This is a genomic window from Ferrovibrio terrae, assembly GCF_943371255.1.
GTDB lineage: Bacteria > Pseudomonadota > Alphaproteobacteria > Ferrovibrionales > Ferrovibrionaceae > Ferrovibrio > Ferrovibrio terrae_B.
Genome location: NZ_CALRUC010000031.1, coordinates 15,251 through 37,517 on the forward strand (window position 1 = coordinate 15,251; position 22,267 = coordinate 37,517).

28 protein-coding genes are annotated in these 22,267 nt (G+C 64.5%); 11 read left to right on the top strand and 17 right to left on the bottom strand.

All coding sequences use genetic code 11. The features are described from left to right. Positions 1-20: 20 nt before the first annotated feature. A complete protein-coding gene (locus AAG799_RS09005; protein WP_341895491.1) occupies positions 21-647 on the bottom strand; it encodes a glutathione S-transferase in 627 nt (208 codons plus the stop codon). 103 nt (positions 648-750) lie between these two features. On the opposite strand from AAG799_RS09005, the gene AAG799_RS09010 reads away from it, so the two are divergent. After that, positions 751-1,653: a LysR family transcriptional regulator gene (locus AAG799_RS09010; protein ID WP_341895492.1), complete on the top strand. Its 903-nt coding sequence runs from the start codon at positions 751-753 to the stop codon at positions 1,651-1,653. Here AAG799_RS09010 and AAG799_RS09015 read toward each other — a convergent pair. The 5 genes from AAG799_RS09015 to AAG799_RS09035 form a co-directional block, all read right to left on the bottom strand. After that, a complete protein-coding gene (locus AAG799_RS09015; RefSeq protein ID WP_341895493.1) occupies positions 1,643-2,434 on the bottom strand; it encodes a phosphodiesterase in 792 nt (263 codons plus the stop codon). The two genes, AAG799_RS09010 and AAG799_RS09015, sit on opposite strands and share 11 nt — an antisense overlap. A 73-nt stretch (positions 2,435-2,507) precedes the next feature. Continuing rightward, a complete protein-coding gene (locus AAG799_RS09020) occupies positions 2,508-3,773 on the bottom strand; it encodes an ABC transporter substrate-binding protein (protein WP_341895494.1) in 1,266 nt (421 codons plus the stop codon). Between the two features lie 60 nt (positions 3,774-3,833). Beyond that, on the bottom strand, positions 3,834-4,697 hold the full coding sequence (locus tag AAG799_RS09025) for a carbohydrate ABC transporter permease (RefSeq protein WP_341895495.1): 864 nt from the start codon (positions 4,695-4,697) through the stop codon (positions 3,834-3,836). Positions 4,698-4,708: 11 nt separating this feature from the next. Next, complete coding sequence (locus AAG799_RS09030; protein ID WP_341895496.1) at positions 4,709-5,641, bottom strand: sugar ABC transporter permease; 933 nt, start codon at positions 5,639-5,641, stop codon at positions 4,709-4,711. Beyond that, the gene (locus AAG799_RS09035; RefSeq protein WP_341895497.1) at positions 5,634-6,896 is read right to left on the bottom strand and encodes an ABC transporter ATP-binding protein; all 1,263 of its coding nucleotides are present in this window, start codon (positions 6,894-6,896) and stop codon (positions 5,634-5,636) included. Before AAG799_RS09035 ends, AAG799_RS09030 begins: the two co-directional genes overlap by 8 nt. Positions 6,897-7,024: 128 nt before the next feature. Here AAG799_RS09035 and AAG799_RS09040 point away from each other — a divergent pair, with 128 nt between their 5' ends. The 4 genes from AAG799_RS09040 (at position 7,025) to pssA (ending at position 10,321) form a co-directional block, all read left to right on the top strand. Beyond that, the gene (locus tag AAG799_RS09040) at positions 7,025-7,837 is read left to right on the top strand and encodes a DeoR/GlpR family DNA-binding transcription regulator (protein WP_341895498.1); all 813 of its coding nucleotides are present in this window, start codon (positions 7,025-7,027) and stop codon (positions 7,835-7,837) included. Then, positions 7,834-8,532: an HAD family hydrolase gene (locus tag AAG799_RS09045; protein WP_341895499.1), complete on the top strand. Its 699-nt coding sequence runs from the start codon at positions 7,834-7,836 to the stop codon at positions 8,530-8,532. Before AAG799_RS09040 ends, AAG799_RS09045 begins: the two co-directional genes overlap by 4 nt. Positions 8,533-8,681: 149 nt before the next feature. Next, complete coding sequence (locus AAG799_RS09050) at positions 8,682-9,374, top strand: phosphatidylserine decarboxylase (protein WP_341895500.1); 693 nt, start codon at positions 8,682-8,684, stop codon at positions 9,372-9,374. 68 nt (positions 9,375-9,442) lie between these two features. Further along, positions 9,443-10,321 carry a CDP-diacylglycerol--serine O-phosphatidyltransferase gene (gene pssA / locus AAG799_RS09055; RefSeq protein WP_341895501.1) on the top strand — a complete coding sequence of 293 codons (879 nt, stop codon included), beginning with the start codon at positions 9,443-9,445 and terminating at the stop codon, positions 10,319-10,321. 12 nt (positions 10,322-10,333) lie between these two features. Here pssA and AAG799_RS09060 read toward each other — a convergent pair whose 3' ends face one another. Together AAG799_RS09060 and AAG799_RS09065 are read right to left on the bottom strand one after the other, a co-directional pair. Beyond that, positions 10,334-10,897, bottom strand: coding sequence for a cysteine hydrolase family protein (locus AAG799_RS09060; RefSeq protein WP_341895502.1), 564 nt, complete (start codon positions 10,895-10,897; stop codon positions 10,334-10,336). Positions 10,898-10,916: 19 nt separating this feature from the next. Continuing rightward, positions 10,917-11,261 carry a hypothetical protein gene (locus AAG799_RS09065; protein WP_341895503.1) on the bottom strand — a complete coding sequence of 115 codons (345 nt, stop codon included), beginning with the start codon at positions 11,259-11,261 and terminating at the stop codon, positions 10,917-10,919. 190 nt (positions 11,262-11,451) lie between these two features. Between AAG799_RS09065 and AAG799_RS09070 the strand changes: the two genes are divergently transcribed. From AAG799_RS09070 to AAG799_RS09090, 5 genes are all read left to right on the top strand, one after another. Next, positions 11,452-11,685, top strand: coding sequence for a hypothetical protein (locus AAG799_RS09070; RefSeq protein WP_341895504.1), 234 nt, complete (start codon positions 11,452-11,454; stop codon positions 11,683-11,685). 104 nt (positions 11,686-11,789) lie between these two features. Beyond that, entirely contained in the window at positions 11,790-12,149 is a 360-nt protein-coding gene (locus AAG799_RS09075) for a hypothetical protein (protein ID WP_341895505.1), read from the top strand. Positions 12,150-12,281: 132 nt separating this feature from the next. Then, a complete protein-coding gene (locus AAG799_RS09080; protein ID WP_341895506.1) occupies positions 12,282-12,872 on the top strand; it encodes a hypothetical protein in 591 nt (196 codons plus the stop codon). A 74-nt stretch (positions 12,873-12,946) separates the two neighbouring features. After that, on the top strand, positions 12,947-13,228 hold the full coding sequence (locus AAG799_RS09085) for a hypothetical protein (RefSeq protein WP_341895507.1): 282 nt from the start codon (positions 12,947-12,949) through the stop codon (positions 13,226-13,228). A 97-nt stretch (positions 13,229-13,325) separates the two neighbouring features. Next, complete coding sequence (locus tag AAG799_RS09090) at positions 13,326-13,478, top strand: hypothetical protein (RefSeq protein WP_297685710.1); 153 nt, start codon at positions 13,326-13,328, stop codon at positions 13,476-13,478. A 30-nt stretch (positions 13,479-13,508) separates the two neighbouring features. On the opposite strand, the gene AAG799_RS09095 is transcribed toward AAG799_RS09090, so the two are convergent. Beyond that, positions 13,509-14,399, bottom strand: coding sequence for an EamA family transporter (locus AAG799_RS09095; protein ID WP_341895508.1), 891 nt, complete (start codon positions 14,397-14,399; stop codon positions 13,509-13,511). A gap of 200 nt (positions 14,400-14,599) precedes the next feature. Between AAG799_RS09095 and AAG799_RS09100 the strand changes: the two genes are divergently transcribed. Further along, positions 14,600-15,763: an aminotransferase class V-fold PLP-dependent enzyme gene (locus tag AAG799_RS09100; protein WP_341895509.1), complete on the top strand. Its 1,164-nt coding sequence runs from the start codon at positions 14,600-14,602 to the stop codon at positions 15,761-15,763. A gap of 12 nt (positions 15,764-15,775) precedes the next feature. Here AAG799_RS09100 and AAG799_RS09105 read toward each other — a convergent pair whose 3' ends face one another. The 8 genes from AAG799_RS09105 to fabB all read right to left on the bottom strand — a co-directional run bounded on the left by AAG799_RS09105 (position 15,776) and on the right by fabB (position 22,001). Beyond that, positions 15,776-16,345: a PAS domain-containing protein gene (locus AAG799_RS09105; RefSeq protein WP_341895510.1), complete on the bottom strand. Its 570-nt coding sequence runs from the start codon at positions 16,343-16,345 to the stop codon at positions 15,776-15,778. A 59-nt stretch (positions 16,346-16,404) separates the two neighbouring features. After that, a complete protein-coding gene (locus AAG799_RS09110; RefSeq protein ID WP_341895511.1) occupies positions 16,405-17,310 on the bottom strand; it encodes an MBL fold metallo-hydrolase in 906 nt (301 codons plus the stop codon). 104 nt (positions 17,311-17,414) lie between these two features. Beyond that, a complete protein-coding gene (locus AAG799_RS09115) occupies positions 17,415-17,984 on the bottom strand; it encodes a PAS domain-containing protein (protein ID WP_341895512.1) in 570 nt (189 codons plus the stop codon). 60 nt (positions 17,985-18,044) lie between these two features. Beyond that, positions 18,045-18,680, bottom strand: coding sequence for a glutathione S-transferase N-terminal domain-containing protein (locus AAG799_RS09120; protein ID WP_341895513.1), 636 nt, complete (start codon positions 18,678-18,680; stop codon positions 18,045-18,047). A 25-nt stretch (positions 18,681-18,705) separates the two neighbouring features. Then, positions 18,706-19,218 carry a PAS domain-containing protein gene (locus AAG799_RS09125; protein ID WP_341895514.1) on the bottom strand — a complete coding sequence of 171 codons (513 nt, stop codon included), beginning with the start codon at positions 19,216-19,218 and terminating at the stop codon, positions 18,706-18,708. A 12-nt stretch (positions 19,219-19,230) separates the two neighbouring features. Then, a complete protein-coding gene (locus AAG799_RS09130) occupies positions 19,231-19,797 on the bottom strand; it encodes a PAS domain-containing protein (RefSeq protein WP_341895515.1) in 567 nt (188 codons plus the stop codon). A 96-nt stretch (positions 19,798-19,893) separates the two neighbouring features. Then, a complete protein-coding gene (locus AAG799_RS09135; protein ID WP_341895516.1) occupies positions 19,894-20,718 on the bottom strand; it encodes an SDR family oxidoreductase in 825 nt (274 codons plus the stop codon). Between the two features lie 47 nt (positions 20,719-20,765). Next, positions 20,766-22,001 carry a beta-ketoacyl-ACP synthase I gene (gene fabB / locus AAG799_RS09140; RefSeq protein ID WP_341895517.1) on the bottom strand — a complete coding sequence of 412 codons (1,236 nt, stop codon included), beginning with the start codon at positions 21,999-22,001 and terminating at the stop codon, positions 20,766-20,768. Positions 22,002-22,267 lie beyond the last annotated feature (266 nt).

A 22,267-nucleotide genomic window follows, 5' to 3' on the forward strand; every position in this document is an offset into this window, starting at 1 on the left:
GTCTCTCCTGTATAGGACGGTTACGCCGCCACGGCCGTCTTCGGCATCGGCACAAAACCGGGCAGTGCCTCGATGCGGCCGAGCCAAGCGCGGATATGGGGCCAGGGCTGCAACGACACGCCGCCCTCGGGCGCATGTGCCGTGTAGGAATACAGCGCCACATCGGCAATCGTCGGTGCGCTGCCGACGAGGAAATCCTGCTGCGCCAGATGCTGCTCCAGCACGGCGAAGAGATTGGCTGCCACGGTCTTGGCGCGGTCATGATCGAGCGGCGCCTTGAACAGCGTCACCATGCGCGCCGCCGCCGGCCCGCTCGCCAGCTGCCCCGCCGCAACCGAGAGCCAGCGCTGCACCTGCGCGGCCTGCACCGGATCGACGGGCAGCCAGCGGCGCTGTTCGTCATACCTGCTGGCGAGATAGACCAGGATGGCATTGCTGTCGGCGATGACGACAGGATTGTCTTCTGGGCCATCTTCCAGCACCGGCACCTGGCCGAAGGTGTTCTTGGCCAGGAAGGCCGGCTGCTTGTGTTCGCCGCCGCGCAGGTCGACATCGATCAGGTCGGCGCGCAGGCCGAGCAGGTTGAGCAGCAGTTCGGCGCGATGGGCATGGCCGGAGAGGGCGAAGCGGTGCAGGCGGAGGGTCATGGCGGGTTCCCTGGTGAGTGGATGCCGCCAAATATGTCATTCCTTTAGGGAATTAGAATAACCCTCTTTCACAACTCACTATTTCATAATATGGAATAATCCCATGGACCGTCTGGACGCCATGCGCATCTTCATCTCGGTGGCGGAGAAATCCGGCTTCGCCGCGGCCGCCCGGCAGCTCAACCTGTCGCCGCCCTCGGTGACCCGCGCCGTCGCCAGCCTGGAGGAGCGGCTGGGCGCCAGCCTGTTCCAGCGCAGCACCCGGCATGTGCGGCTGACCGAGGCGGGCGAGCGGTTTCTCGCCGATGCGCGCCGCATCCTGGCCGAACTGGAGGAGGCCGAGGCCTCGGTGGCCGGCGACCATGGCACGCCGCGCGGCGAACTCAGCATCACCGCCTCGCAGATGTTCGGACGGATTCATGTCGCCCCCGTGGTGCAGGATTTCCTCACCCTGCATCCGCATGTCAGTGCACGGCTGTTGCTGCTTGATCGTGTCGCCAATCTCATCGAGGAAGGCTTCGACATCGCCGTGCGCATCGCGCATTTACGCGATTCATCGCTCAGCGCCATCCGCGTCGGCCATGTGCGCAGCGTGGTGGTGGCCTCGCCTGCTTATCTCGAGCGGCATGGCATGCCGAAAATCCCGTCCGACCTGATGCGGCACACCACGGTGATGTTCTCGGCCGGCATCGCCGCGAACAGTTGGGATTTCATGGTGGATGGCCATGTGCTGCTGCTGAATCCGCCGACACGCTTCTGGGTCAATTCTTCGGAAGCGGCGATCAACGCGGCGCTGGCCGGTCATGGCCTGACGCTGGTGCTGTCTTACATGGTGGCGCCGCTGGTGGAGTCTGGCGCGCTGCAGGTGGTGCTGGCCGACTATCAATTGCCGCCGGTGCCGGTCAGCCTGGTGCATGCCGAAGGCCGGCGCACCAATGCGAAAGTCCGCGCCTTCCTCGATTTCGCTGCCGAACGCCTGCGGGCGCTTCCGGTGCTCAAAGGTTGAATGTATTGGTCGCGTCCATGAAGTCGTGGAAATGCACCACCACCTGCTCGGGGTCGACCCGCACCACGGCATAGGCAGGCGGCTCATGACTGCCCGGCACCGCATCGGATGTCGCGAAATCCAGCGCCACCTGATGGCTGGTGGCGCGCATGGTGGAAAACGGGATGCCGCGCCAGGAGCCGCAGATCGGCCGGTGCAGATGGCCGAAGAAGAAATGCCGGATGCGGGCGGCATGGGGCGCGACGACGGCGGCGAATTTCTCCGGCTCGCGCAGGCTGATCGTATCCATCTTCGGGAGGCCGACCGGAAACGGCGGGTGGTGGCAGAACAGGAAGACCGGCAGCGTGCTGCTGCGGTTCAATTCGGTCTCCAGCCATTTCAGCCGCTTGTCGCAGAGCACGCCCCAGGAGACATCGGGTTCGTTGGAATCGAGGAAGATGCAGCGGCCCACCGGCGTTTCCAGCACGCGCTGCACGAAGCCATTTTCATCGAGCGGCACCTGCGGAAAGGCCTGGCAGAAATTCGGCCGGCTGTCGTGGTTACCGAGCAGCAAATGCACCGGCATCGGCAGCCGCGCCAGCTCGTCGCGCAGGATGGCATAGGCCTCCGGCGCACCCCAATGGGTCAGGTCGCCGGTGATAACCAGGAAAGCGGCATCAGTATGACGCCTTGCGATGTCATCCAGGCAGAGGCGCAGCCGCGCCTGCGGATCGAGATCGTAAAGCGTCTGGCCCGGCGGGATCAGATGCGTATCGGTGACATGGATGAACTGGAAAGTCATGGCGGGGCCTCGCTGATGAACGAAAAGGGCCGGCGACGCCTGATGACGCCGCCGGCCCGGGGTCAGGACAGGATCAGCTGGCTTTCGGCAGCAGGGCCTGCACGTCCTTGGCCATCTTTTTCAGGGCTTCCTGCGGATCGGCCGACTGGTTCACGATGCTCTGCAGATGGTCCTTGATCACATCGGTGATCTTGAGGCCGTTCTCGCCCGGGAAGGCATACCAGCCGGTCAGCACCGGCAGCTGGCCCACCGCGGTCATATGGTTCGGGTTCTGCTTGTAGAATTCACCCAGCATGGCCGGGTCCTTTGCCGGCTTGGCATTGGCGGGGAAATAACCGGTGCCCTTCACCATGTAGGTGGCACCGACCGGGCCGGTGGCGAACTTGACATACTCCCAGGCCGCCGCCTGCTTCTTCGGGTCCTTGGCGAAGATCATCGCCGCATTGCCGCCGGCCGGCAGCAGACCCTTGGCATCGCCGAGCGGGAAGCGGGCGGTGCGCAGCTGGAAATTGCTGCCGATCTGCTTGGTCACGCCGGACAGGCGCGAGGTGGAATGGGCCCAGATGCCGAGATTGCCGGAGACGAAATCCTGCAGCACGGCCGACTGTGCGATGTCGCGCATGGTGCCGTCCTTGGCCATCTTCGCCAGCGTGGCGACGGCCTTCTGGCCGGCCGGACCGTCGAAGGCCACCTTGGACTCTTCCGGCGTCAGCATGCTGCCACCATTGGAAAAGACCAGCGCCTGGAACATCCAGTTGCCGGTGATGTCCCAGTCGTAGTGGAAGCCATAGGTCTTGTCGCCGAGCGCGCGGATCTTCTTGGCCAGATCGAAGATGCCGTCCCAGGTGGTGGGGAAGTTATTCGGATCGCCGCCGGCTTTTTTCACCAGATCGGCGTTGTAGTAGATGATCGGCGTCGAAAGCGAGAAGCCCATGCCATACTGCTTGCCCTTGACCTGGCCGAGCGTCAGCAGCGAACCGTCATAGCCGGCATTGGCCCAGTCCTTTTCCTTGGCGATGAACTGGCCCATATCGACGGCAATGCTGCGGTCGACGAAGATGCGCTGCCGGTTCAGGCCATGATAGGCGACGTCAGGCAACTGGTTGGTGATCGCCTGGCGCAGGTTCTGCTGCGTGATCTCTTCATAACCCGGCTGCGGGGCGCGGAAGGTCACCTTGATATCGGGATGCTTGGCCATGAAATCCCTGGCGATGGTTTCATGGACTTCCTTGAAGATATCCGGGATCGAGTAATCGACGGTGATCTCGGTCACCTGTGCCTGAGCGGCACCGGTCATGAGCGTCGCGGCCAGCGCGAGACCCAGAATGGTCTTGTTCATGGTCAGCTCCTTTTCAATCCCTTTGGGATGGTCGGCCCTGTTGATCTTTCAGCGTGATTGTCATTTCACACCGCTCATCGTCACGCCTTCGATGAAGCGGCGCTGTGCGAACAGGAAAGCCAGCAGCAGCGGTGCCGTGATGATCACCGCGCCGGCCATCAGCGGCCCGAAATCGGTGCCGGCTTCCTGATTGTCGAAAAACACGATGCCGAGCGGCGGCGTCGCCAGTTCAGGCGAGGTCACCACCAGCAGCGGCCAGAAATAGTCGTTCCAGTGCCAGACCAACGACAGGATGCCGAAGGCGACGATGGCCGGCATCGCAGTTGGCAGCACGATGCGCCAGACGATGGTCAGCTCGCTGCAGCCATCCAGCCGCGCGGCATGGATCAGGTCGTCGGGCACGGTGCGGAAAAACTGCCGCATCAGGAAAATGCCGAATACCGAAATCACGCTGGGAATGATCAGCGCCGCATAGGTGTCGAGCAGCGCGGTCTTGTAGGCCATGATGTAAAGCGGGATTGCCGTCACCTGGGTGGGGATCAGCAGCGCCAGCAGTACCACGCCGAACAGCGCATCACGGCCGGGGAAGCGCAGCTTGGCGATGGCATAGGCCGCCGGCACCATGATGACGACCTGACCGATGAAAATTCCGGCGCAGACGACGAAACCGTTCAACAGGTAGCGCAGCAGCGGCTGTTTGGTGAAGGCTGCGGTGTAATTCTCGAAGGCATGCCAGCTCTGCGGCAGCAGGTTCAGCTCGGCCGAGAAGATCTCATGCGGCGGTTTGAGCGAGGTGGAGATCATCCACACAAACGGCGCCAGCATGATGACGGCACCCAGCAGCAGCACGGCATGACGCAGCAGCCGGAAACCGGGCGAAAGCTGGCCCATGCGATAGCGCGGCATCTGCGCAGCGGATGTCATGGCGCGGGCGCTCATCCGTAATGCACCCGTTTATCCAGCACGCGGGCCTGCAGCAGCGTCAGCACCAGCACGAAGGCGAGGAAGATCAGGGTCAGCGCCGCGGCATAGCCGGAGCGGAAGAAGGAGAAACCTTCCTGATAGATGGTGTAGAGCAGGACTTCGGTGGCCTTGTTCGGGCCACCCTGGGTCAGTACCGCGACCAGATCGAAACTTTCCTGGAAGCCGCGGATGGCGCTGATCACCAGCACGAACATCAGGGTCGGCCCCAGCATCGGCCAGGTGACGCGGCGGAATTTTTCCCAGGCGGTATCGGCGCCGTCGATAGCGGCGGCATCGTAGAGATCCTGCGGGATCGCTTTCAGCCCGGCCATGAACAGAACCATGTTGAGGCCAAGCGCTTTCCAGATGCCGATGGCGGCCACGGTGGGCAATGCGGTGGCCGGGTTCTTCAGCCAGTCGATCGCGCTGATGCCGAAGGCCTCGACCACGCGGTTGACCAGTCCGAAGGAGGGATGCAGCAGAAATTCCCAGACGATTGCCATCGCCAGCAGGGTGGAGGCGACCGGCAGGAAAAAGGCGGCGCGATAAAAGGCGCGGCCGGCGGACTCGGCTTCGATCAGCAGCGCCGCACCCAGACCCAGCAGCACGGCCAGCGGCACCACCAGGCCGATATAGATCAGCGTATTGCCAAGCGAACGCCAGAACACGCGATCGCCGGCCATTTCGATGAAATTGCCCAGCCCGATCCAGTTCAGCGTGGCGGCGCCGAACTGCCAGTCGGTCAGCGCCAGAATGATCGCGCCAAAGGCCGGCCCCAGCAGCAGCAGGATCATCAGCAGCGTCGCCGGCAGGGCCAGCGACCAGGCGGTCACCGCCTCGGCCAGGGCACCTGCATGGCGCCGGCGCGTGGCCGGCGGCGCGGCAGCCAGCACCGCGTCAGACACGGACGGCCCCGGATTGGGCCATGCCGGCCTGGCGTGCTTCGGCAGTGGCCGCGTCCCAGGCCAGGACGATGCCGTCACCGGCGATATCCAGGGCAGGGCGCAGGCGTCTGCCATCGGCATCGAACAGCAGGGCCTGATCGGGTTTCGGGCGCAGGCCGAGCGGGCTGCCGACCACCAGACTGGCGGCTTCGGCATGGTGACTGCGCAGCACCAGGCGATGGCCGCCGTCATCGAGCTGCACATGCAGGAACAGCTCGGCGCCCAGATCCTCGCGATGGGTGACCTGGGCACGCCATACGCCGGGATGGGCATGCGGGCGCGCGACCGGCAGAATGTCGAAGGCTTCGGCGCGCAGGCCGAGATGGATCTGGCTGCCGATATTGCCGGCCAGTCGCAGCGGCAACACCAGGCCGAGCACCTCGACGCTGCGGTCGCTGCGCAGGCTGGCGGGCAGCACGTTGATCTTCGGGCTGCCGATGAATTCGGCCACCGCCAGCGTCGCCGGGTCACGATAGACCACGGCGGGCGGCGCCACCTGCAGGATTTCGCCATGCTGCATGACGGCGACGCGATCCGACATGGTCATCGCCTCGGCCTGGTCATGGGTGACATAGATGAAGGTGGCCTTCAGGCGGCGGTGCAGTTCGGCGATTTCGGCGCGCATCTGCACGCGCAGCTTGGCGTCCAGGTTGCTCAAGGGTTCGTCCATCAGGAACACCTTGGGCTGGCGCACCATGGCGCGGCCCAGCGCCACGCGCTGGCGCTGGCCGCCAGACAGCTGGCTCGGCTTGCGCGCCAGCAGATGGGTGATGTCGAGGCTGGCGGCGACCTGCTGCAACTCGGCGTCGATGGCTGTCTTGGCGGCGCGCGTGCCGGGCAGCAGGTTGCCGATCAGCGGCAGGCGCTGGGCCGCGGTCAGCCGCCGCATGGTCAACGGCAGCCCGATATTCTGCGCCACCGTCATATAGGGGTAGAGCGCATAGGACTGGAACACCATCGCCACGTCGCGCTGCTTTGGCGCCTGGGCATCCACCGCGATGCCGTCGATGCTGATGCTGCCCTGATCGGCGAATTCCAGTCCGGCGATGATGCGCAGCAGGGTGGATTTGCCGCAGCCCGAGGGGCCGACCAGGGTGAGGAATTCGCCATGGGCGATGTCGAGCGACACCCCCTTCAGCACCGCGGCATTTTCCGGTCCGGCTTTGGCGGCCGTTCCGAACCGCTTCACGATGTCGCTGATCCCGACGGTCGCCATACCCCTGTCCTCATGTTGATGAGGGGTAGGGGTAGGGGGGGAATGCTACACGAATATGACAATATTGAACAAATTCAAACATAATGTAAAATAAAACATGTGCGAATGAACATTCAGGCAGCGAATCGATGATGAAAGCCGAGCGACTACGGGAAATCCTGCAGATCCTGAATGGTGACGGCGCGGTCAGCGTCAGCGACATGGCGCGGCGCTTCGGCCTCTCCACCATGACCATCCGCCGTGACCTGATCGACCTGCAGCAGCAGGGGCTGCTGGCGCGCACCCATGGTGGTGCCGTGCTGGATGCGGCGATGCATGGATATGCGCGGTATGAAAGCGGCACCTTCGAGGAGCGCCTGCAGGTGCAGGCGGCGCAGAAGCGCGCCATCGCCGAACGCGCCGCCCAGATGGTGAGCGATGGTGACAGCCTGCTGATCAATGCGGGCTCGACCATGACGATCTTCGCCCAGGCCCTGAAGCAGCATCGCAACCTGCATGTGGTCACCAACGGATTGACGGTGGCGCAGGCGCTGATGGCCAACCAGAGCGCCAGCATCTTCGTGCTGCCCGGCATGCTCGACCGCAAGAAGATGTCGACCGTGCTGCAGCCCGACAGCAATACCTTCACCGATCTGCGGCCCCCCTCGGCATTCCTTGGCGTGGTCGGTGTGGTGCCGGGGATCGGCCCGATGATGGCCGATCCGGTGGAAGCAGCGATGAACCGCGCGCTGATCGACGCGGCAGAGGAAATCACCCTGCTGGTCGATTCCTCGAAATTCTCCGCCCAGGCGGTGCATCGCATCGTCGCCATGAACCAGATCGACCGCATCATCACCGATGACGGCATCAGTGATCAGGACCGCGATATGCTGATCAATGACGGCGTTGATCTGATCGTGGTTGCCGCCCAGACCGGCGATGCGCGCGGTGTCGCGGCATGACCATTCGCGCCCTGCTGTTCGACAAGGATGGCACCCTGGTGGATGTGGATCGCACCTGGGGCCCGGCCGCCTGGGATGTGATGACCGATCTGGCGGCGGGCAACCGCGCACATCTCGATGCACTGATTTCCTGCAGCCACTATATGGAAGACGAACGCCGCTTCCGCGCCTCCTCGCCGCTGCTGGCCGGTGCGCCCGATGATTACGCCGATGACTGGGCGGCGGCGCTGGGGCAGCCGCCCGATGCCGGCTTTCGCCGCGACCTGTCGCAGCGCCTGGGCGATGCGGGTCTGCGGCATCTGACGCCGCTTGGCGCCCTGCCGAAGATTTTCGCCGATCTGGAAAGCCATGGCCTGCCGATCGGCCTGGCCACCAATCACGGGGCCGGCGGCGCGCGCCTGCAATTGCGCCAGCTCGGCATCGAATCCTATTTCAACTTTGTCGCCGGTTCCGATTCCGGCTTCGGCCGCAAACCCGCGCCCGGCATGGTGCTGGCCTTTGCCGCCGCCACCGGGCTATCGCCGGCCAATATCGCTCTGATCGGCGACAGTTTCCACGACATGCATGCCGCCCATGCAGCCGGCGCGGTGGCGGTCGGCGTGGCGAGCGGGCTGATCCCCTATGACGATCTTGCCGCCGAAGCCGACCTGATGATTGAAAGCCTCGGCGATCTCGCCGGCCTGCTGCAGGCCTGAGCGGACTAGCCTGCCCCTGTCACTCTTTATGCAGAGAAAACCGGCAACGGGGCTGCTGGCGCCGCACAAATCGGCGAGGCGGGTCTTTAAGCCTGCCGCTGCAGGGATTACATTGCCCTGTCGCTGTATTCCAAAGGTTTACCCTGTCCATGGACACGATCCGTTCCGTTCTGGTGCCCATCCATCGCGAAGGCTGGAAGTTCATCGCGATCTTCGCGATCGTGACCCTGCTGCTGTTCTGGGTCGCCACCCCGCTGGGCTGGCTTGGCGTGATCCTGACCTGCTGGTGCGCCTATTTCTTCCGCGATCCGGCCCGGGTGACGCCGACCCGCGCAGGCCTGCTGATCTCGCCGGCCGATGGCGTGGTGCAGATGATCGAGCGCGCCGTGCCGCCGGAAGAGCTGGGTATGGGCAGCGATGCCCGCACCCGCATCTCGGTATTCATGAATGTGTTCGACGTGCATGTGAACCGCGTGCCGATTGACGGCGTGGTCACCGCGCTCGCCTACCGTCCGGGCAAGTTCCTCAATGCCGCGCTCGACAAGGCCAGCATCGACAACGAACGCCAGTCGATGCGGCTCAAGCTGACCAGCGGCAAGGAGATCGCCGTGGTTCAGATCGCCGGCCTGGTCGCGCGCCGTATCCTGTGCGAAGCCCGCGAGGGCGAAACCTACAAGGCCGGCGAACGTTTCGGCCTGATCCGCTTCGGCAGCCGCGTCGATGTCTATCTCGACGATGGCATGGTGCCGCTGGTGGTGACCGGCCAGCGCTGCATCGCCGGCGAAACGGTGATCGCCGAGGATGGCGCCACCGAGCAGCCGCGCAGCGGCGAAGTGCGCTGACGCTTTAATCCTGTCGTAACGCTGCCCGGCTAGGGTTCCGGCAGGGCAGCGGTACGAGGAGGCCTGACATGAAGCCGATCAAGCTGAAGACGCCGCATCGCCTGGGCAAGCTGCCGCTCAACACGCTGGCGCCCAATATCCTCACCATCATCGCACTCTGCTCGGGGCTCACCGCGATCCGCTTCGCCCTGCTCGGGCAGTTCAAGTTCGCCGTGCTGGCGATTGCCACCGCCGCCTTCTTCGACATGCTGGACGGCCGTGTCGCCCGCCTGCTGAAAGGGGCGTCGAAATTCGGCGCCGAGCTGGACTCGCTGTCGGATTTCCTGTGCTTCGGCGTGGCGCCGGCGATGGTGCTGTATTTCTGGACCATGCATGAGATCGGCAGCGGCAATACCGGCTGGCTGGTGGTGCTGGCCTTCAGCGTCTGCGCCGCTTTGCGCCTGGCGCGTTTCAACACCGCGCTGGACGATGCGGAAAAGCCGCAATGGACCGGCAGTTTCTTCACCGGCGTACCGGCGCCGGCGGGCGCGGGCCTCAGCCTGCTGTTCCTCATCATCAATCTGGAACTGGAAAGCGAGTTTTTCCGCTCACCCTATCTCAACGCGATCTGGATGCTCTGCATCGGCGGCCTGATGATCAGCCGCGTGCCGACCTATTCCTTCAAGCGTGTGCGGGTGAAGCGTGAATATGTCGGCCTTGTGCTGCTGGGCGTCGGCGTGTTTGTGGCGGGCCTGCTCAATCAGCCCTGGTACACGCTGGCGGCGATGGAACTGGCCTATATCGTGTCGATCCCCTTCTCGATGAAGGCGCATAACCGCTTCAAGCGCGGCGAGGGCCAGACCGTGGCGGCCGGCGATGCGCAGGATGGCGTGCCGGCGGCAGACCAGCCGGCCCAAAGTGCGGGCCAGACCGAAACCACCGAGCCGCCGCGCAGCATCCTTCACTAAGGCTGCAGGCCGTCAGTCCAGTGCCGCGATCACTGCAGCAGTGGTGCTGACGGTCGCGTATTCACCATCGAGATTGGCCAGCGACAGGGCGTGCACGTCCTCGGCCTGCATCACGCGACCATCCAGCAATCGCTTGTCCACGGCCCAGGTCGCATCCGCCGCCAGATGGGTGTCGAAGCCGAGATTGCCGGCCATGCGCACGGTGGCTTCCACCGAGTTGTGAATCAGCACGCCGCAGATCACCAGCGTGGTGTGTCTGGCGGCCCGCAGCCGCGCTTCCAGATCAGTGCCGATGAAGGCGCTGTTGGTGCGCTTGGCGATCACCGGCTCACCCGGCAGCGGCATGGCCTCCGGTTTGAAATCATGGCCCGGCTGGCCGGGTCGATAGGCGGAGTCCGGTCGCGTGGAATCGTGGCGGATGTGATAGAGCGGCCGTCCGCTGCTGCGCCAGGCGGCGATCAGCGCGGCGATGTTGCGCTCGCCAGCGGGATTGTTGCGCGGGCCCCAATAGGGCGCATCGATCGCCTGCTGCAGGTCGATCACCAGCAGGGCGGCAGTGCGGGGCAGCGGGGTCATCCTTGTCCGGGGCCCGGGATCAATGGCTGCGCCGCTTCTGCTCGGCCAGCTTCTCTCTCAGCTTGGCGGCAAAATCGCCGCCATCCTGCTTCTGGGCCAGGAACAGCTCGATGGCCAGGGTTGCCCGCTCCTGGTCGGTCACCGCCGGGCCCTTGCGGGCCACCTTTTCAGCCAGGCGCACGATCTGCGGGTTCAGCCTGGCCCGGATCGCCTTGATCTGCTGGGCCAGCACGGTGCGGGGGTCTTTGGCCGGTCCGGTATAGCGCTGGGCCGGCTTGGTTGCGGCCGGTGCCGGGTCCGCGCCGAACAGCCGGGCCAAAAGGCCCGGTTTGGCGGCAGATTTGGACGGCTTGGGCTTGGACAAGACTGGCTTCTTCCCCCGGTATTCAACCCAGGCGTTTCCTAGGACTCATTAACGATTCGCTCTAATAGGTGCCATGATACTTTAATTCCTTGTCAAGCATCAGGTGCCATCATACATCTTAACCATGAGCTTATTCGTACCACCCGTTACGTCGCTGCCTCAAACCCAGCCGACCAGTGCGGCTCAGGGTTTGAACCAGGCGAACCAAGCCCCCAATGCGGTCCAGGCGGCCGCAGCGGTGACGGCTGTGCCGGTGGGCAACCAGACCCGCATGGCCGCCAGTGCCGCGGGCAATAGCGGCGGCACCGCCAATGCCAAGGGCGGCAAGGGCAAGAAAGCCGATTCGGAGGCTGCAGCCACCGAAACCAAGACCGACCATGCCCGCCCGCGCGGCATGGGTCGTCGTGCCGATCTCAGCGTCTGATCGCGCCGTCTTCATCTGACATTTGATTTCTGAAAATGCCGGACCGGCGGAAACCACCGCCGCGCTGCCGCGTTCTGTCTGCATCCGCAGATGGAGGTCGTGCCGTGAACCCGATGCAGTATCCCCGCTACGCCCGCCAGGCGATGCCGCGCACCGGCGCGCCGATGTCCGAGCTGTCGCGCTGCGGCCTGACAACCGTGGAACGCGGCGCGCGCCTGTATTTCGCCCAGGATGTGCAGCCGCTGGTGCTGCAGGCCTGCCGTGCCCATGGCATCGGCTTCGACCTGTTTGCCGCACGCTTCAACATGCCGCGCGGCGCGCTGGTGCTGGTGCTGAAGGGACATGATCCGGTGCCGCGGCCGGCGCAGCACGCGATCGAGGATTTCGTGCTGCGGGGCCTGAGCCGCAGTGCCGGCCTCACATCCTGGCAGGGCGCCGTCGCCACCGCGCAGGACCGGCTGTAAGGCCCAGCTGCGCTGACGCATTTTTGTCCCGCACTGGTCCCGCGGGTGGCGGAAACTTTCCCGGCCGTTTTGCTGTTTGGCTTCCAGATCGGTGGCGTCCGCATGGGCCGCGCCGGCGACCCGGAGATGCCGATGACCCTGCACCCCGCCATCCAGCCCGATGACGACTTCCTGCTCGATGACGGCCTGCCCTGCCTGCGCCGCTCCGGCAAGCTGTACTATCTGGGTGACATGCAGCCGCCTGTGCTGGAAGCCTGCCGCCGGGTTGATCTCAGCTTCGAGCAACTCGCCGAAAAGCTCGGCATGACCCGGCCCGCCCTGCTGCTGATCCTGAAAGGCTATGACCCTGTCCCCGTGCCGCTCAAGAGCATGATCGACCGGCTGGTGACGCAGGTGGGGCTGCTGCAGCCGGCCACCAGCAATTGCGAGATCCCGGCCGACCGGCTGCCGGTCACTGAAGCCACGGTCACTGAAGCGCCGGTCCATGAAGCGATGGCCAAGGCCGAGGCTCCCCCCATGACAATGACGGGCACGATCATCACCGTGGCGGCGGAAGAGGTACTGATCCCGCAGGGTGTTTCGCTCGACCGGCCGGCGGCATCGTCACCGGCAGTACCATCCATCGACACACCGCCACCGCCGCCACGAATCGGGCCGTCTCCGGCCTTCACGCCGGGGCTGCGCCGCACCTATATCAGCCGGGCCTCCCGCGAACAGCCCTAAAAAGCCTCTTGAAATCCATTTTCGCCGGGGCAAAATCTGGCGCCATCGCAGTGTATTGAAAGGGGAGACTCACTGTGCAGCATTCCAGCACCCTGCTGGCGTCCGCCCTCGCCGATCTGGAAACCAGCGGACCCGCGAGCAAACTGTTTTTCACCCGCGATGTGCAGCCCGTAGTATTGGAAGCCTGTCGCCGCCACAATATAAGCTTCGACGAATATGCCGCCCGCCTCGGCACCACGCGCACGGCGCTGGTGCTGATGCTCAAGGGCATTGATCCGATTCCCTATCGCATGCGCGATTCGCTGCGCGACTTTGTCGATGCCGCGCGCCAAGGCAGAGCGGCCACCGCGGCCTGAGCGGAATCGCTGCAACAGATTTTGTTAACCAAAGGCCGTCACTCTCCCTCGCGTGACAACCGATTCGACACGCGATTCATTCTTGGGGGATAAAGACATGCCGGCCCGTATTCGGCACCTGCGCACTATTCTCGCGTCCATCAACGAACAGCTGCAGCAGGACGGTCTTCGCCCCGAAGCGCGCGCTTATCTCGAACGCACCGCCGATGCCTGCCGCACGGCGATCCGCGATCTGGCGATCAAATTATAGGGCGATCAAGCTCTGGAGCGCCCGGCGCCGTCAGGCGCGCGAGCGTACGGTCTGCCAGCCGGTCAGCCATTTCAGCAGGCCGGCATTCACCATCAGTCCGAGCAGGATCAGCGCAGCGCCGCCGAGCTTGATCGCGGACGGGATTTCCTCCAGCACCAGCCAGGCGCTGAGCAGGCCGAACACCGGCACCAGCAGGGTGAACGGCGCCACCAGCGATGCCTTGTACTGCCGCAGCAGCAAGCTCCAGGCGGCGAAGCAGGCGGTGGTCGACAGCAGGCCGATATAAAGCACGGCCATGATGCCGCGCGTATCCAGCGCGGCCAAGGCGGCGGCGATGGCATCCGGCCCCTCGAAGATCCATGACAGGCCCAGCATCGGCAGCGGCGGCACGGCGCTGACCCAGATCATGAAGGCAAGCGGCTGCGGCGCCGCGGCGCGGCGCGTCAGGATATTGGCAAAGCCCCAGCAGGCCGCCGCGGCGATGATGGTGGCAAAGGCGATCAGCCCGGCACCCATATCCATGTCCGCGGCGATGACAACGAGACCGAAGGCGGCAATCGCCAATCCGGCCCATTGCACCTGGCCGGGCCGCTCGCCCAGCAGCACGGCCGCGAACACCACGCTGAACAGCGCCTGCGCCTGCATTACCACCGAGGCCAGGCCCGCCGGCATGCCATGCGCCATGGCGAGGAACAGCAGGCTGAACTTCATCACACCCAGCACCACGCCGGTGCCGATCACCCAGCGCCACGGCACGCCGGGGCTGCGGAAAAACAGCAGGAAGGGCAGGCTGGCGACGGCAAAGCGCAGGCCGTTGAACAGCAGCGGTGGAAAGGCATCGAGTCCGAGCCGGATGACGACGAAGTTGAAGCCCCAGATCGCGGCGATCAGGACGGCAAGGGCAACATGGGGTACGGGCATTGGCGGGGCGGCCTTTTCTTTTATGGCGGCGAAAATGCCTGCCGCGGTGCTCCCGGGCCAGCGGAAAATTGTCGGGGTACATTCAACAGGCTACGATCTGCCCGTCACTTACCATTAAGGTACATTGTCGGGCGGCAATATGGCGCTCGACAGGCCGGCTGCCACCGGGCACAGACAGGGCTTCACAGCGGATGGCCTCGATGAACCAGCAAACCCCAAGCCAGACTCTTCTGCCCACGCAGCGCGCCCTGTTCGATATCCCCGACGATGTCGCCTATCTCAACAGCGCCTATATGGGGCCGATGCCGAAACTGGCGGTGGCGGCCGGCGAAGCCGGCATGCGCGCCAAGCTGCAGCCCTGGACAATCGCGCCGGTCGATTTCTTCACCGAGTCCGAAGCCGTGCGCGGGCTGTTCGCGCAGCTGGTGAATGCGACAGCCGACGATATCGCGCTGGTGCCTTCGGTATCCTACGGCATGGCGGTGGCGGCCAATATCCTGCCGCTGAAAAAAGGCCAGACGGTGATCACGCTGGCCGAGCAGTTTCCCTCCAATGTCTATCCCTGGATCGAACTGGCCAAGAAAAATGGCGCCAGCTTCATCAGCATCGCGCGTCCCGGTGATGATGACTGGACCGCGCGGGTGCTGGAGCGCATCGACGCCAGCACCGGGATCGTTGCGCTGCCGCATTGCCACTGGACCGATGGCGGCCTGCTCGACCTGGTTGCCATCGGCGCCGCCTGCCGCAGGGTGGGTGCGGCCTTGTGCATCGATGCGACGCAGTCGCTGGGCGTGATGCCCTTCGATGTCGCCGCCATCCAGCCCGATTTCCTCGTTGCCGGCGGCTACAAGTGGCTGCTCGGGCCCTATACCTACGGCTATCTCTATGTGGCGAAGCCGTGGCAGGATGGCATGCCGATCGAGCAGAACTGGATCGCGCGCCGGGAGTCGGAAAACTTCGCCGGCCTGGTCGACTACAAGACCGACTACCAGCCCGGCGCACGCCGCTTCGATGTCGGCGAGCGCAGCAATTTCGCGCTGACCCCGGCGGCCAAGGCATCGCTGGAATATCTGCTCGGCCTGGGTACCGCGCGCATCTACACCACGCTGAAAACCCGCAACGATGCAATTGCCGAACGCGCCAGGGCCGAGCTGGAGCTGGATACCGTGCGCGCCGACCGCCGCGCCGGGCATTATCTCGGCCTGCGTTTTGGCGATGCGGTGCCGGCCGACCTGCCGGGCAAGCTGGCGGCGCAACAGGTGTTTGTCAGCGTGCGCGGCAAGGCGATGCGGGTGACGCCGCATGTCTATAACACCGAGGCCGATATCGAACGGCTGTTCGCCGTGCTGAAGGCGGCGCTGTAGACGAGGCGGCCGTCAGGCCGGCGCCATGCCGGCAGCAACAGCAATCTCTGCATCTGCGACGGGATACCAGGCATCGAGCTGGATCTCGGTGCGCAGCGGCCCGTCGCCATGGCCCTCATTGGTCTTGAACACGGTGACGCCGAACAGGTGACGGATGTTGCCTTCCGCATTGGCCAGCGGCAATGCGATCCGCTCGATCGGCACCGGCAGGCTGCGGTTGCGCGTCATGCTCTGCGCCTGCTGGTAACAGATCGCCGGCCGCTCGATCACTCCGCGGAGCAGGGCTGTCACCACCGGCAGCATTTCCGGCGTGTAGATATCCTCCAGGCTCAGCCCCTTCGGGTTGCTGCCATGCCAGTCGATCATGTTCTGGCCGAGCAGATGGAAGCGGAAACGGCCATCGGGATCGTGGTTGACGATCCAGATATCGGGCAAAGCGGCAGGGAATTGCAGCGGATCGAGATCGCGCAGGGCCGGCACCCGGTTGCCGCCGGCGCGATACAGCGTCAGCCAATGCTGCGCGACGGCGCAATGGCCCGGCAAAGTCAGCAGTCCGGTCAGGGTCGATAACGGGCGATCCACAGCGCCAGTATATCTACACGATTGGCCGTTGCATCACATTGATCGTCGCGGCGATCCGCCTATGTCCCGCGGCCCCACAGGCCGCAATAGCGCCGCGCCACGAAGGGCAGGTTGCTGGCATAGCCCGGCCAGCTTTCGTATTGCGGCAGCTTGAATTCCTTCTCGGCCGTGTCCCAGCATTTGCCGTCCTGCGCCAGCAGCTTCATCGCCGCCGAGGCATCCTGCAGGAACTGCAGCTGCGCACGCACATCGTCTTTGGTGCCGAGCCGGTCATTGGGGCCGGGATGGCCGGGGATCAGGCGCTCCCAGTCCATGGTCAGCACCTTTTTCATGAAGGTTTCGGATTCCAGCGGATGGAAATCGATCATGCCGCGGCCGGGCACTGCGCCGACCGGGATGGTATCGACGATGAAGACGATCTTCTCCTTCGGCAGGCGCATCACCAATGTGGAATCGGAATGGTTGAGGCCGTGATAGGTCAGCTCCAGCACGGTGCCGCCCAGCGTGATGGTGCGGCCCTTGTCGCCCACCACCTCATCGGGGATCACGGTATGCGGGTCCTTCAGCTTTACCAGCCGGTCCCTGGCGCGCTTATGCGCGATGATGGTGGCGCCGGCTTCCTTGAGCGCCTTGCCACCGGCGATATGGTCGTAATGGTGATGGCTGTAGATGACGTATTTGACCGGCTTGTCGGTCACCTTGCGGATCTCGTCGAGATACTGCTGGCCGCCGAACGGCTTGCCATAGGCGACCGGATCGGTGGCGATCACGCCGTCGCGGGTGACGACGAACATCGCCTGATGATTGCCATTGCGGAAGACATAGACGCCATCGGTGCCCGCCACCTTGGTGGTGGCGATTGGCGGGCGCGCGGGCTGCTGTGCCTGAACCGCGCCGGTCAGCGCGGTGGCGGTCATCAGTGTCAAAGCGGCCAGTGCTGCCAGCAGAAACGGCTTGAATGTCATGGCTCCCCCTTTTTAGCCGGCCGGTTGCAGACGGCCGCGTGGGAGCAGGCTAGCGCAAGATGGCGCCGGATGCCGGGCAACTTTCGGTGATCGGCCCGGTGCGCCTAGCAGGCCGTGCGCACCGCTGCCGGCAGGCTGTCGCTGCAGGGGATGCGGTAGCGATGCTGGAAATCGGTCGAGGCCAGCGCCTGGGTGTCGTCGCGGTCGAAGCGGAAGAACACCGTGCCGCTGATGATATGGCGCGGCACGCCATCGGCGTCGCTGAGCGGCAGGCTGATGCGCTGCAGCGCAATAGAGTAATTCCACTGCGGCTGCATGCTGCTCAGGCCATGCAGCACGGCCGCCGGCAGGTGCAGAATCGCATGCGCCATGTCGAGCAGCCGCTCGCGGGTGGGCGATTCAACCAGATCGGCCAGGTTCTTCTGCCGCACATCCTGTCCGTAGAAATCGCTCACGTTGCCGCCGGCGAGGCGGAAGCGGAAGACATTGCCGCCCTCGTGATTGAGGATGCAGATATCGGGCAGGTGGCGGCCCAGGCTGAGCGGGTCGATGCCGTGCAGCGGTGGAATCCGGTTGCCGGCCGCTGCATAGAGATCCAGCCAATGCGCGACCAGCGCGCGATGGGCCGGCAGCTTCATGTCGTCCAACAGGGTATTGAAGTCATAGGACATCATCGCACCCTCGCCGTTATCGTCATTATGCGGTCGAGTCGGCGCGCCGGCAACCTGAATCGGTTATGCCGGATCGGCCAGTTCGGCGGCCAGGGCGCGCTGCACCGCGGGACGTTCGCCCATGCGGCGGCGGTGATCGGCGACCCGCGGCAGCCGTGCCACATCCACGCCATCGGCTTCCAGCCATTGTGCCAGGGTGAAGAGGTAGGGATCGCAGATCGTATAGACCTCGCCCATCACCCAGGGGCCGGCCAGCATGCCCTGTTCCACCAGAGCGAAGCCTTCATAGACGCTCTGGGGTACTTTCGCCTGCATCGCAGCAATGGCGGCCGTGTCCCCGGCATCGACCCAGCGATAGCCGCGCATGCGATGGGCATGGGCGACATGCACGGTGGAGCACAGGTAGCTGTTGAAGGCCTGCACCTGGGCGAAGGCAAAGGCATCGTCCAGGGGCGCCAGCTGTGCTGCCGGAAACTGCTGGGCGATGAAGGCCAGCATGGCCGGGGTTTCGGTCAGCACGCCGCGCCCGGTCACCAGTGCCGGCACGCGGCCCTTGGGATTGACCGCAAGGAATTCCGGCTTGCGCTGGTCGTTGCTGGCAAAGCTGATGCGCGTCAGGCTGTAGTCCGCGCCAGCCTCCTCCAGGGCGATATGCGAAGCCAGCGCGCAGGTATGGGCCGCATAGAACAGGTTCAGCATCGGTATTTCCCTTGTCGGCGCGGATTCAGGTGATCGGATACCAGTGGTTGATCTCGGGCGCGGCATCGCCGTCATGCTCGCGGTTGAAGATCGAATTGCCAAGGATATGGCGCATCTGGCCGTCGCTGCCGCGCAGCGGGAAGGTCAGGCGCTCGAAGAATCGCGGCCAGTGCCGCTCCGGCGCCTGGGTATGCACGCGCTGGAATCCGGCGCAGGGTCGTGTCAGTACCTGTTGCGACTGTTCGATCAGGATCGACACCATGGCGGCGGGAAACAGGTCTTCGTAATACAGGCCCTTCGGGCTGCGGCCATACCACTCCACCAGGGTTTGTCCCATCAGGCGAAAACGGAAGCGGCCGTCATCCGTGGCATCCACGATCCAGGCATCGGCCAGCGCCCTTGGAAAATGCAGCGGATCAATCTCGGCCAGGGTTGGAATGCGGCGGTTGAGACGATACAGCCCCAGCCAGTGTTCGGCCACGGCGCGATGGCCGGGCAGTTCGAGGTCGTCCAGCAGCGTATCGAGGTCGCGGTCCATGGGCGGCGCGGGTCAGGTCAAGGCGGCGCCACCAGCGGCACCGGGAAGCCCATACCAGTATTCGGTGTTGATCGCGGTGTCGATGCTGCCCTTGCCATTATAGACACGCTGCTCAAACACTGTTGCGCCCAGCATATGGACGATCTGTCCGTCGGCGGCGCATAGCGGCAGGCCGATCCGTTCCAGTGCCGCCGGCTCGCTCCAGTCCGGCATGCGCGCCGTCATCGCCTGATAGACCGCCGCCGGTTCGCGCAGCACACGCCGCGTGCTCTCGATCACACTTGGCAGGGTTATGGGCGGAAACACGTCTTCATAGCGCTTGCCCTTGAGACTGAAGCCATACCATTCGATCAGCGCCTCGCCGCTCAGGCGGAAGCGGAAACCGCCATCGGCATCGGCATCGGCATCGGCATCGATGATCCAGGCATGGCGCATACTGGCGGCAAATTGCAGCGGGTCGAGATCGCTCAGCACCGGGATGCTGCCGCGCGCATGGAACAGCGCAAGCCAGTGCCGCACCAGAGGGCGCAGGGCAGGCAGGCGCAAGTCATCGGCGAGACGATCTATGGCGCGATTCATTGCGCCGATGATTCCATGATGGATTGTGTGCGACAAGGCCGCGTGGTGCTTTATTCACCGCTCGCGCAAATGCCGCCCGGTCTTCGCTGTTACCGTTCAGCCTTCGCCGTTGCCATTACCGTTCAGGTCGGCCGGGTTGGGCATGCCAAGCGCGTGGAAGCCGGAATCGACATGGATGATCTCGCCGGTGACGCCGGCGCCCAGATCCGACAGCAGGAACAGCGCGGCGCCGCCGACATCCTCCAGCGATGCATTGCGGCGCAGCGGGCTGTGCTGGGCGGTGAACTTGAAGGTGGCGCGCGCCGAACCGATGGCCGAACCGGCGAGCGTGCGCATCGGGCCGGGCGATACGGCGTTGACGCGGATATTCTGCGGGCCGAGATCGACGGCGAGATAGCGCACGCTGGCTTCCAGTGCCGCCTTGGCCACGCCCATCACATTGTAGTTCGGCATCACGCGCGTGCTGCCTTCATAGGTCAGCGTGATCAGCGAACCACCCTTGCTCATATAGGGCTGCGCCAGGCGCGCCACCTCGGTGAGCGAGTAGCAGGAGATCAGCATCGAGCGGCTGAAATTGCCGCGCGTGGTGTTCAGATAGCGGCCCTTCAGCTCTTCCTTGTCGGAATAGGCGATGGCATGCACCACGAAATCGATCTGGTTGCCAAAGGCCGCGCCGACCTTCTCGAAGGCCTGGCGCATTGAGGTTTCGTCTTCCACATCGCAGGGCACCACGGCCTTGGCGTTCACGCTCTCGGCCAGCGGCCGCACGCGCCGCTCGAAAGCCTCGCCCTGGAAGGTGAAGGCCAGCTCGGCGCCATGCTGGTGCAGCATCGAGGCAATGCCCCAGGCGATCGAGTGATCGTTGGCGACTCCCATGATGAGGCCACGTTTGCCGCGCATCAATGCAGGCATATCGGTCATGTCAAATCCGGTGAATGAATATCGGTGTCGGGGAAAGGCGGGTGGGATCAGGCGGCGTAGCGCTGGAAGATCAGCGAGGCGTTGGTACCGCCGAAGCCGAAGGAATTCGACATCACACGGTTCAGCGTCACGTTATCCTTGCGCTCGCGCACGATGGGGAAGCCCTCGGCGCCAGGGTCGAGATTTTCGATATTGGCCGATGCGGCGATGAAACCGTCGCGCATCATCAAGATCGAATAGATCGATTCCTGCACGCCAGCCGCGCCCAGCGAATGGCCGGTCAGCGACTTGGTCGAGCTGATGGGGGGCACCTTGTCGCCGAACACTTCGCGGATCGCGTTCAGTTCGGTGATGTCGCCCGCCGGGGTCGAGGTGCCATGGGTGTTGATATAGTCGATCGGGGCGTTATGACCATGGCCGCCGGCCTCAGCCAGCGCCTGCTGCATGCAGCGCACCGCGCCTTCGCCAGAGGGAGCAACCATGTCGGCACCGTCAGACGTCGCGCCATAGCCGACCAGCTCGGCATAGATCTTGGCGCCGCGCGCCTTGGCATGCTCCAGCTCTTCCATGATCAGGATGCCGCCGCCGCCGGCGATCACGAAGCCGTCGCGATCCTTGTCATAGGCGCGGCTGGCCTTTTCGGGCGTGGCATTGAAGGACGAGGACATTGCCGGCATGGCGTCGAACAGGGCGCTGAGCGTCCAGTCCAGTTCCTCGCCGCCGCCGGCGAAGATGATGTCCTGCTTGCCCATCTGGATCAGCTCGGCGGCATTGCCGATGCAATGCGCCGAAGTGGAGCAGGCCGATGAGATCGAGTAATTCACGCCCTTGATCTTGAAGGCGGTGGAGAGCACGGCCGAGCAGGTGCTCGACATCGCGCGCGGCACCATGAAGGGACCGATCTTGCGCGGGCCGCCCTTCTCGCGGGTGATGTCGGCTGAGGCCACCAGGTTGCGCGTCGAGGCGCCACCGGAGCCGACGATCAGCCCGGTGCGCGGGTTGATGATGTCGCCGGCTTCAAGCCCGCTATCGGCAATCGCCTGTTCCATGGCCAGATAGGCATAGGCCGCGCCATCGCCCATGAAGCGCTTCTGGCGCCGGTCGATGGCGGCTTCCAGGTCGATCTTTACCGTGCCATGCACCTGGCTGCGGAAATTCAGCTTGGCATATTCATCGGCAAACACGATGCCGGAGCGGCCGGCCTTGAGGCTGTCGGCGACTTCCTCGGCATTGTTGCCAATGGAAGAGGTGATGCCGAGACCGGTGACGACGACGCGACGCATGGGCGTGAGACTCCTCAAATGCGGGCCGGATCCTATGGCCGGGCCACAAAAATTATAGCGCAAGAACCGTTACAGTTCGCGGCCAGCAGGTTTTTTTCGATCAGGCCACGGCCATTCAGCAGCGGCCATTTACGCAGCAGCGGGGGCCATGCCTTCGGGGAACACGCCGACGCGCATGTCCTTGCATTCATAGGCGGGCTTGCCGTCGATAAACATGGTGCCGTCGGCGATCGCGATGCCGAACTTGCGCATCAGCACCCGCTTGA